General features: G+C 62.6%; 9 protein-coding genes. 7 read left to right on the top strand and 2 right to left on the bottom strand.

What is annotated here, in order from left to right:
- Positions 1-172 precede the first annotated feature (172 nt).
- From ACXJ7R_RS19295 to ACXJ7R_RS19270, 6 genes are all read left to right on the top strand, one after another.
- Positions 173-2,152, top strand: coding sequence for a BTAD domain-containing putative transcriptional regulator (locus ACXJ7R_RS19295; RefSeq protein ID WP_457153237.1), 1,980 nt, complete (start codon positions 173-175; stop codon positions 2,150-2,152).
- Between the two features lie 151 nt (positions 2,153-2,303).
- Positions 2,304-2,744 (top strand): hypothetical protein, encoded by a 441-nt coding sequence (locus tag ACXJ7R_RS19290; protein ID WP_457153236.1) that lies wholly within the window; start codon positions 2,304-2,306, stop codon positions 2,742-2,744.
- A 220-nt stretch (positions 2,745-2,964) separates the two neighbouring features.
- A complete protein-coding gene (locus ACXJ7R_RS19285; RefSeq protein WP_457153235.1) occupies positions 2,965-3,573 on the top strand; it encodes a rod-binding protein in 609 nt (202 codons plus the stop codon).
- A 97-nt stretch (positions 3,574-3,670) separates the two neighbouring features.
- Complete coding sequence (locus tag ACXJ7R_RS19280) at positions 3,671-4,096, top strand: hypothetical protein (RefSeq protein WP_095084539.1); 426 nt, start codon at positions 3,671-3,673, stop codon at positions 4,094-4,096.
- 67 nt (positions 4,097-4,163) lie between these two features.
- On the top strand, positions 4,164-4,679 hold the full coding sequence (locus ACXJ7R_RS19275; RefSeq protein WP_095084540.1) for a hypothetical protein: 516 nt from the start codon (positions 4,164-4,166) through the stop codon (positions 4,677-4,679).
- 185 nt (positions 4,680-4,864) lie between these two features.
- Complete coding sequence (locus ACXJ7R_RS19270; RefSeq protein ID WP_095084978.1) at positions 4,865-5,149, top strand: SCP2 sterol-binding domain-containing protein; 285 nt, start codon at positions 4,865-4,867, stop codon at positions 5,147-5,149.
- A gap of 90 nt (positions 5,150-5,239) precedes the next feature.
- Here ACXJ7R_RS19270 and ACXJ7R_RS19265 read toward each other — a convergent pair whose 3' ends face one another.
- Both ACXJ7R_RS19265 and odc2 read right to left on the bottom strand, forming a co-directional pair.
- Positions 5,240-5,842 (bottom strand): GNAT family N-acetyltransferase, encoded by a 603-nt coding sequence (locus ACXJ7R_RS19265; RefSeq protein ID WP_457153234.1) that lies wholly within the window; start codon positions 5,840-5,842, stop codon positions 5,240-5,242.
- A 97-nt stretch (positions 5,843-5,939) separates the two neighbouring features.
- Positions 5,940-7,073, bottom strand: coding sequence for an ornithine/lysine decarboxylase (odc2, locus tag ACXJ7R_RS19260; protein WP_095084541.1), 1,134 nt, complete (start codon positions 7,071-7,073; stop codon positions 5,940-5,942).
- 540 nt (positions 7,074-7,613) lie between these two features.
- Between odc2 and ACXJ7R_RS19255 the strand changes: the two genes are divergently transcribed.
- Positions 7,614-7,866, top strand: a 253-nt coding sequence (locus tag ACXJ7R_RS19255) for an amidase family protein (protein ID WP_457153233.1), incomplete at its 3' end; no start/stop codon positions are given.

Here is a 7,866-nt window from a genome sequence, read left to right as displayed (position 1 = left end):
CTTCAGGGCGCCCGGTTCGGTCCGCCACGACCGACGTTTCGTTCAGCTGCCCCTACTTAAGCGATGCCTTAATTGATCTACCGTCACAGGAGCGCTTGAATGCGTGGTTCTACCGGTTGCGAAGCGTTAGTTTTGAGTTAGGATTTCGTCAGGCTGGGACCCTGTTAAGAAAATGCAAAGTGAGGACAGCGTCGCCGCAAGCAAAATCTCACTCTTCGGCGGGTTCCGGATTGAAAAGGAAACTGTCGGTCCGCTCTGGTTGACCGGGAAGCGGGGCCCCGCGATCATTGCCTATCTGGCCCGCTGCCCGGGCATGGCGGCGACAAGGGAAAGGCTGGCTGATCTGCTATGGGGCGATAGCGACAGCGAACACTCGCGCAACAGCCTGCGGCAAACCCTCAGCGTTCTACGCCGGGATCTATCACGGGCGGGGGTGGATATCGTCCATTCTCGGAGGGAGTTGATCGCCCTCAGGCCGGATGCGGTTCGAGTTGACGTCGACGAGTTTGAATCCGGGCTCTCCGCGCGTTCCGCGCCGGAACTCGAGACGGCTCTGGCGCACTACACCGGACCGTTTCTTGATGGGGTTTATCTGGGAAGCAACGCTTTCGACGACTGGGCGGCGGCTGAACGCGACAGGCTGCTGGGCCGCGCGCTTGAGTCCTTCGAAAAACTCGCCCGCCTCGTGGACACAGAGGCCGGACTCGCCCTGGCGGATCGAGTTCTGGCCATGGAACCGACGCGGGAGGAGTCCTATCGGCTCAAGATGGAATTGCTCGCCGCGTGTGGCCAGCGCGACAGGGCGATAAGGACATATGAGGCTTGCAGGAGCATGGTGAAGAAGGAGTTCGGCGTTGAAACCAGCCCTGAGACGCGGGCGCTTTGGCAATCCCTGCTATCTGCCGCCGACACGACGTCAAATCTGCAACCGACAAATGGTGCTCCGGCCGGCCAGCGCCCCGGGCGCCCCTCCATCAGCGTTGCCGACTTCGTCAACCTGACCGGAAAGCGAGGCGACGACTTTTTCGCCAGGGGGCTCGTCCAGGACATAACCACGGCCCTCTCCGAGGTGGCCGACTATGTCGTGCTCTCCGCGCTTCCGTCCAAGGACAAGAGCGGCGATGAACCCCAAACGCCCGGAATGCTCCGGGCGCGATACATGCTCAGCGGCAGCATCCAGCGATCCGGCAACGGGCTGAGGGTGAACGTCCAGCTTGTCGATGCTGGCAGCGGCCATAATGTCTGGGCCCAGAAGTTCGACGGCCACTCGGAGAACGCGCTCGAATTCCAGGACCGGATCGCACAGTCGGTTGTGCTGGCTGTGATCCTCGAACTTCAACTGACCAATTGGAAGGTTCGCGACAAGAGCCCGCCGGGCGCCCCTGAAGTGCGCAGGTTGGTGAACGAAGCTCTCATGAAATATTTTGAGATGACCCGGGACTCACTGTTGGTCGGGATAGAGCTTGCCGAGAAGGCGGTTTCGGTGGGCCCCGACAACGCCCGTGCACAGCGGACGCTTTCGATTGTAATTTCTATGGGCGTGGCGTTTGGCGCGCTGCCTCGCGAGCCAGGGCAGATCGAGCGTGCGGTTGAGCTTGCGGAAGCAGCGGTACGGGCAGTGCCCGACGACGAAATTGCCCGCTGCATCCTGTCATTCGCTCTCGAAAGTTCCGGCCGAATCGACGAGGCGATCGCCGAATGCCAACATGCGATCAGCCTCAACCCAAGCTATCCGAGTGGCCACGGCGATATTTCGATGCTCTTTGCGTTGCGCGGACAGGTAAGTGAAGCAGTGCGTGAGGCCAACGAGGCGATCCGGCTCGGCACGTATGACGTCATCGACTTCTGGCGTCACCATGGCCTGGCTGTGGCACTGTTCGCCGGCGGAGACGACCGGCGGGCGCTCGAAGTCGCTCGCAAAGTGGTCAGGACAAAGCCGGGCTTCGTTCGTGGCGCCCTTTATTGGGCCGCGGCCGCTTCGGCAACCGGAAACAACGAAGAAGCGACACGGGCCATCCATCATTGCCTGTCACAGCTTCCTCATCTCAACCTCGGTAATGTCTGCCCCGGCTTTGTGCCACGCTATGTGAAGGATCATCATCACGCGAGATTCCTTGAAATGCTGTCGAGGGCTGGCCTTCCTGCTTCCTAGTGGAACCTGGCTACGCGACCGGGATCGTGGCGGCCATCTCGCAGCCGGATTCAGCCCGCGTGCTTGGAACAAATGACGGGCCAGACTGTTCACCTCTGATACGACGCTGACGTGCCCGCTGGGTAAGCGGCGATCTTAAGGAGTTCTCATCATGAACATGTCGTCCACGTTTCGTTCAGTCGCGTTTGCCGCCATCGCCACTGCGGGAGTAGGCCTCGCCAGCGCCGCGCATGCCGACAGCGGCACGATCCGGTTCTCCGTCTATAAGGCTGCATTCTTTGTGGGTGGCTCTGGAGGCGAAGGCACGCTGACATTCCATGGCCGCCGCTATCCCGTCTCTGTCGGCGGCATCTCGGGCGGCCTCGCCTTCGGGGTTTCCAAGACCTACTTCCAAGGTACCGTTCGCCACATTCGCCGCGTCCGGGATGTAACGGGGGTCTATGGGGCGGCGGGCGGTGGCGGTGCGCTCGGCAAAGGGGCCCAGGTGATCGTCATGACCAACGACAAGGGCGCCCAACTCGAGCTCACCGGCAAGCAGGTAGGCATGCAGGTCAACGCCGATCTCAGCGGTATGGCCATTACGGTGAAGTAGGACGTCGCTCCGTTCGGCGTCCCTGCGGTCGGTCCACTACGCTGCATACAGCGGTAGGCTTTCCAGCCATGTCATTTAGGGAGCCGACGTTCCGCTTTCGGCCAAAAACGCGACGTCCGAATGGTGGCTTGGCGATGTCCGCAGTTGGCGACGGGACCAAGAAACATGCCTGCGTTCCACCCCCGACTGCCGCGCAAGCCTGCCACAAGCTTGTTGAGGCATGGTCTGGCTAAGGAAAACCGATAAAAGGCGGACTTTCTTGGCGATTTCTCCACCCAGCGACATCGTTATGGATGTGGCCCGAGCCATCGACCCGACGGACATCGAGGCCGCCCGTGCCGCGCTGACCAAGCGCGCCGGCGGTGCTGCCGGGACTTTTTCGGTCGACACCGCCGCTTCGGTCGATGCCGGCTCGATCCTGTCGCGGGCCACCGCCGACAAGGCCGCGACGACCGACCCGGCCAAGAAGTTCAAGAAGTTCGAGGCGATGGTGCTGCAGACCTTCATCCAGAACATGCTGCCCAAGGACACCGAAGGCGTCTACGGCAAGGGCCTCGCCGGCGACATGTGGAAATCGCAGCTTGCCGAGCGGGTGGCCGACGTGATGGCCGAACGCGGCGGCATCGGCATCGCCAAGTCGATGCTCGCCGACCACTATCTCGAAGGCAAGCGCGTCGTGCCGGTCGGTCCGGTATCGGGCGGGCCGGAAAAGACCGAGATCGATCAACAGAACAGCCTGTCGACCTCGCTGGTCCACGAATTGCAACGCAAGGCGGCCCGGTCGATCGCCGGTGACGACACCGCCATCAAGACAGACATCAAGATCTAGGAATGCCCCCGAAACCGGCAGCCGGTTTTGGGAAGGATCATGCCAAAACACTGAGACAGTGCGTATCCGAGTTCAATCTAACCAGACCGGGATTCTCATGGCCGACTTTTCGGAATTCACCGCCAACCTGCCAGCACGCACGACCGCGTCGGAAGCGCCGATCCCGTTCGCCCGGCCGGGCAACCTTGCCGCCATCATCGGCCGCATCGAGGAAGTGGTCGAGGAAGAGACGGCCGGCATCCGCAACGCGACCAACTATGATCTCAAGGCGTCGAACGCCCGCAAGAGCCGCTATCTCTACGAACTGACGCGCGCCATGCGGGGCGGCAGCGAAGCCGAATTCCTCGAACAGCACCGCGAGGGCCTGACCCGGCTGCGCCAGAAGCTGGCCAAGAACGAGGCGGCGATCCTGGCTCACCTCAGCGCGGTCAACGAGGTTGCCAGCCTGCTGCGGCACGCCATCCAGCGCGCGGAAACCGACGGCACCTATTCCGCCGGCGAGTTCGGCTGGATGAAGGCATGATGTCGAACACAATGCCCAGGCAAAAAGATAGTGCCGCTTTCCCATCGCCAGGAAATGACAAGGCCTGATGCTCAAGGTCATCGCCATCGCCGTCTGGATCTGCGCCGCCACGTTGGGCGCCGTGTTCTATTCGTTCCAGGCAGCCGGCGAGCGTGGTGTCGGCGAGACACCGAAGCCGATGCTGGGTGGCCTGGACTACGTCAAGACCGACATCATTTCGGTACCGCTGATCCGCGATTCCCAGATCGGCGGCTATTTCCTGACCAAGCTTGTCTACACGGTCGAGCCCGAGCAGATAAAGAAGCTGTCCATTCCAGCGGAAGCGCTCATCACGGACCAGGTCTATACCTACCTCTATTCCAATCCGCAGATCGACTTCACCAATAAGGCGACGATCGACCTCGATGCCTTCCGCGCCGCGATCCGCGATACCGTCAACACCCGTGTCGGCGCCACTTTGGTGCATGAAGTTCTGATCGATCAGGTCAATTTCCTGAGCAAGGACGAAATCCGCGACAACTGGCTGCGCCGCAAGAAAAGCGAGACAGCGGCGGAAATGACCAAGGCATTCAAGGAACATTGAGCTGCCCGGCTCGCCGTTGCGCCTCTCGCCGAGACGTCATCCGCTGCGGCGATAGGAACCAGCCACCGGAATCCGCGTTGACGTAAACGTCAACCCAAAGCTATATGCGACCGTGATCGCGAAAGCGCGCGGCATGGAGCTTCGAGCGCCGCTGCGCGACAGATGCAACAGACAAGGAGAACAGCGTGAGCGTTCAGGAGATTGCAGAGAAGATCAAGTCGCGCGTGGCGAGCAGCGGATTCGATCGTTCGGTGAAATTCGACACCGGCGCCGATGGCGTCATCGTCATCGATGGCACAACCATTTCAACCACTGACGGACCCGCCGATTGCACCATCAAGCTCTCGCTCGACGATCTGGATTCGCTGATATCGGGCGACCTGAACCCGACCATGGCTTTCATGACCGGCAAGATAAAGGTCGAAGGCGACATGACCGTCGCCATGGCGCTCAGCCAGCTGATCGGCTGACCGCTTGTGAGCCGCACAAAACGCCGCCCGATGGGCGGCGTTTTTGTTTTGAGCCGCAGCCGAGTGGCCGCTTCGGGCAGCCCTTGCAGCTCAGGCCGCCGACGTCAGCTGCTGCGCCTTCAGCTTGCGCCCCGCCGCCTTCAGCGTGCCGTGTACGCCGTCAAGCGCGCCGTCGACCAGTTCCAGCGCCAAAAGGCGGTGCCGCTCATAAGGGCCGGGCATGGCGAGCGAACCGGTCCTGACGGCCGAAAACCCGAAGCGTCCGTAATAGGGCGCGTCGCCGACCAGCAGGATCGCCGCATGGCCAAGCCGCGCCGCCTCGGCGATGGCATGACGCATCAGCGCCGAGCCGATGCCGGCACTCTTGAGCGACGGTTCGACGGCGAGCGGACCAAGCAACAGCGCTGCCGGACCGCCCTCGCCCAGCCTGACATCCCACAGCCGCACGGTGCCGGCGACGGCGCCGGATGCATCACGAGCGACGAAGGCCAGGCCTTCCGAGGGCCGGYGGCCGCGCCGCAGCTTCTCCGAAGACTTCTTCCTGCGCATCGGACCCATGGCGTCGTCTAGCAGCGCTTCGCGCGCTGCAACGTCGGCTGAGGTTTCGGCGACGATGGCAATGGCGCGGGCACTCTCCCCCACAAGGGGGGAGATCGGCCAGACGCCCTCATCGATGAAATTTGCAATGTCCATTTCCGCAATCCCTAGCGAGCGGAGATCTGTCCCACAGGCGAGCCCGGGTGGACGCCAGACGCCCACCTGGGATGATCTGAGCGGCTCTTGCGAACCGTCAGATCACGTAGGATCGGAGAGGCTCGAAGCCGTTGAAGGCGACCGCCGAGTAGGTGGTCGTGTAGGCGCCGGTGCCTTCGATCAGCACCTCGTCGCCGATGGTCAGCGACAAGGGCAACGGATAAGGCGTCTTCTCGTACATCACGTCGGCGGAATCGCATGTCGGGCCGGCGAGCACGCAAGGCGCGGTCTCCGTGCCGTCATGCGCGGTGACGATCGGGTAGCGGATCGCCTCGTCCATCGTCTCGGCCAAACCGCCGAACTTGCCGATGTCGAGGAACACCCAGCGCACATTGTCGTTGGCGGCCTTCTTCGAGATCAGCACGACTTCCGACTTGATTACGCCGGCATTGCCGACCATGCCGCGGCCCGGCTCGATGATGGTTTCCGGAATGGCATTGCCGAAATGCTTGCGCAGCGCCGAGAAGATCGCCTGGCCATAGGCCTTGGCCGCCGGCACGTCACGCAGGTAGCGCGTCGGGAAGCCGCCGCCCATATTGACCATCTTGAGCACGATGCCTTCCTCGGCCAGCGTCGCGAACACCGTCTTGGCGTCGGCCAGCGCACGATCCCAGGCGGTCAGGTCGGTCTGCTGCGAGCCGACATGGAACGACACGCCATAGGCGTCGAGGCCGAGCCCCTTGGCATGGCGCAGCACGTCGACGGCCATCGCCGGCACGCAGCCGAACTTGCGCGACAGCGGCCACTCGGCGCCCTCGCCATCGGTCAGCACGCGGCAGAACACGCGCGCGCCGGGAGCGACGCGGGCGATCTTCTCGACCTCTTCGACGCAGTCGACCGCGAACAGGCGGATGCCGAGCTGGTAGGCGCGTGCGATGTCACGCTCCTTCTTGATGGTGTTGCCGAAGGAGATGCGGTCCGCCGGCGCACCGGCGTCCATCGCCATCTCGACTTCGGCAACGGAAGCGGTGTCGAAGGACGAGCCCATCGCAGCAAGGAGGCGCAGGATTTCCGGCGCCGGATTTGCTTTCACCGCATAGTAGATCTTGGAATCGGGCAGCGCCTTCTCGAAGGCGCGGAAATTGTCGCGCACGACATCGAGGTCGACGACGAGGCAGGGGCCGGTCGGACGTCGGGTGGCGAGGAAGTCAAGGATACGCTGGGTAGCCATCGGGGTCTCTCCATCAGCGCCTTTCGGCGCGCAATAAGGCTGCGGGACGCGGGCTGTCGGCCTCGCGAACACGCGGTGGACAAAGGCGGGACGGAAATCCATGGAACCAGCCGGTGGAGACCCCGGAACCATGAAACGCCGTCTCGCGGCGGTGAACCTTGGCCTTGCCCGGCCTCGGTTCGCTTTGTCTGCCTTGGCTTGGATGGGAGACCCGTCCGCACTGCCGGCAATGAAGGTGTGCCTCTTCAGTAACCCCGGTCTTTGGACAACCGGCAGAACACCAGAAAGGCCCGCACCGTCGTTGCTTCAAGGTGTCCTCGGTCTGGCGGTTGGCCGCTAAACCGACTGGAGGGGTTGGCTCCAGTTACCTTACCGATTTCCCTCACCATTCGAGGATCGGCGGACACCCACAGGCACGTGCGACTTTGGGCAAGCGCGATATAAGAGCGTCGGCTTTCACAATCAATAAAAATCGCATCCAAGGTTGTAAAATTTCTGGCATCGAACAATGTTGGTGCAATCGTATCCGGATATCGAACGATGCCAGGCACGCACGGCCCCCTCAACGCCTTTCTCGACGTTCGCCAGATGCCGGTGGCACATGCCGAGCTAGGACCGCTGGCCGGCTTGCGGCTGGCCGTCAAGGACATCTACGACGTCGCCGGCTACCGCACCGGTTGCGGCAATTTGCAGAAATTCTCCGAAAGCGACGCCGCCTCGCGCACCGCGCCGGCCGTCCAGATGATTCTCGATGCCGGCGCGCGCTTCGTCGGCAAGACCCAGACCGACGAAC

The organism is Mesorhizobium sp. P5_C1, assembly GCF_054049815.1.
Note: the sequence above shows the minus strand (reverse complement) of the source record. Positions and strands in the feature narration are given on the sequence as shown.